Below are 2,137 nucleotides of genomic sequence, written 5' to 3'. Positions count from 1 at the left end.
GGCTGGTACGAGGCGCTCAATCGCAGGCCGGGACGGTGGGGCAGGTGGGCGGGCAGCAGGCTGCGCTGGAGGTGGACCGCGCGCTCGTGTTCGGCGTCGTAGGTGCGGCAGCGCTCCAGCGCCCGCCCGAGCAGGGCCGCGCCGGCGATGAGCAGCGGCTGGTCGGAGGGCTGGAAGGCCTGCGTGCGGTTGAAGGAGAACATGCAGACCGCTGGGGTGGTGGGATCGGCCAGCGGCAGGGGAATGGCCGCCCAGGCGTGCCGCTGGAGCCGGGGCAGGGTGGCGGCGTAGTGCGGGTAGGCGGACACCAGGTCGCGGTGGGACGGGGTGAACACGGCCTGCTGGTTGCGCAGGGCGTCGGTGAGCGGTGTGCGAGCGGAGAGCGGGATTCCGTCCAGGGCCGCACGGTGTTCGCGGTCGTAACCGGCCGTCGTCACGACACGGGTACGGCCGCCGTGCTCCTCGGCGATGACGAGGGCGTCGGCACCGAAGACGGCGAGAGCCTCGCAGGCCGCGGCCGCCAGCTCATCGGTTCCGCTCGCGCTGGCGGCGCTGGCCGCCAGGGAGATCATGCGGTCGGCGCGGCGGAGCTGCCCGCGCAGAAGGGCTTCGCGCTCGCCCGTCTGCTGCGCCTCGGTGGTGACATCCGTGACCTCGCCCGCGATGTCCAGGACCGCACCGTTCACGGTCCGGCTGCTGGTGCAGTGTGCTCGCAGGTGGCGGATCCCGTCGCCGTCGGAGGTGAGGCGGTAGGCAACCTCGAAGGTGCCGGGCCGTACGCGCAGCTCGCCCAGGATCTCTTCGATCCGCGGCAGGTCGTGCGGGGGGATTCTGCACAGGATGTCGGAGAGCGGGTAGCGCCCGGGGCCGGGCAGCGCGTGCTGGCGGGCGAAAATCTCGTCGCACTCCACCTGCTCGTCGGCCAGGTCGAGGCGGAAGACGCCGGCAGACCGCTGCCTCAGCCGGGGGGAGGGTTCCACCGTGCGCCCGGTCCGCTCCACAGAGGGCAGATAACGGTCCAGCAGGCTCACGGCTTCGCGCAGGAAGTCCTGCTCCACCGGCCGGAAGGCGGTGGCGCCGGGACGCAGCGCCACGGCGACGCCCTGTCTCTTGGCCAGCGGCAGCACCATCCAGGCCGCGGTCCCGGCCTGCGTCGGCAGCGGGTAGGGGCCTGTCGCCCCGCACCCCTCCTGCTCCTGTCCGAGAGCCGCTTGGCTCACCGGCCAGGCATCCCCCGTGGACAAGGGCCGCAGCGGCGGCTGCCAGTGCGGGCCCAGGCCGGCCATCCCGCAGGGAAACAGGTGGGCGCCGTCTGCCTGGAACAACATCACTGCCCAGCCCACGAGCCCCATCCATGAGGACGCCCGCACGAGAGCCTCGGTCATACCCATCAGGTCGGCCGCCATCGCCAAGGACTGTTCCAGCGGTCCCAGGCCGGGCGGCGCCTGCCCCGGTGCCTCTGTATCCGCCGTATCGACCACAGTCAGCCTCGCTTGCCCTCGCGCTAAACCATAGAACGACCATATAGCCCAATTTTCACATGACGGGATCAAAGTAGAAACTTGACCATTAAATGAACAGCTGGGGCGTCGTCACGCACCTCAGGGTGGCCGGGCGGCGTCCGCTCGTGCTCATTTCCTGAGGGGGTCGTTGTCAGTGGTCACTGCGAAACTTCACGCATGAACGGAGACGAGCAGCTGCTGCGCGGCCGGGTCTACGGCCATGACCATGACGATCCCGACCCGGGGCCGCGCCCGCGGCAGGCCTACGCCCTGCTCATAGGCGGGCCTCTGGACGGGCTGCTGCTCGACATCACGGACTGGCGTCCGGAGGAGATCGAGAACGGCGCCGCCCTGCCCACCGAGCTGGGCCAGTTCCCTGGCGGGCGTGCGCTCTACGACCCGCGCCCGGGGGAGCCGTTCATACCGGGTCCAGGCGTGAGCTGCCGCTTCTACCACTCCGGCGACGCACCCTGACCGATGGACGCAGGGCGCGGCCCCGCTCCTCGGGCGGACAACCAGCCGGCCAGGTTCGGCCACCCGCCTGAGGAGAAGTGGGCGGCGGCGGCCCCGTCACTCATGTGGCCATGCATGCGTCACAATCCCGGTGGACTGGGCGGGCAACGACAGGGGTGGGG

The 2,137-nt window shown here is 71.1% G+C and carries 2 protein-coding genes; one reads left to right on the top strand and one right to left on the bottom strand.

The genetic code is table 11. The features are described 5' to 3' along the window. Window positions 1-1,220 (bottom strand): GAF domain-containing protein (locus EHS43_RS43240; RefSeq protein ID WP_185806656.1); only part of this gene is annotated, 1,220 nt, incomplete at its 3' end. A 459-nt stretch (window positions 1,221-1,679) separates the two neighbouring features. On the opposite strand from EHS43_RS43240, the gene EHS43_RS43235 reads away from it, so the two are divergent. Then, complete coding sequence (locus EHS43_RS43235; RefSeq protein WP_125195905.1) at window positions 1,680-1,976, top strand: hypothetical protein; 297 nt, start codon at window positions 1,680-1,682, stop codon at window positions 1,974-1,976. The last annotated feature ends 161 nt before the right edge of the window (window positions 1,977-2,137 follow it).

The sequence above is a fragment of the Streptomyces sp. RP5T genome (genome assembly GCF_003933965.1).
Taxonomy (GTDB): domain Bacteria; phylum Actinomycetota; class Actinomycetes; order Streptomycetales; family Streptomycetaceae; genus Streptomyces.
This window is presented reverse-complemented; position numbering and strand designations above follow the sequence as displayed.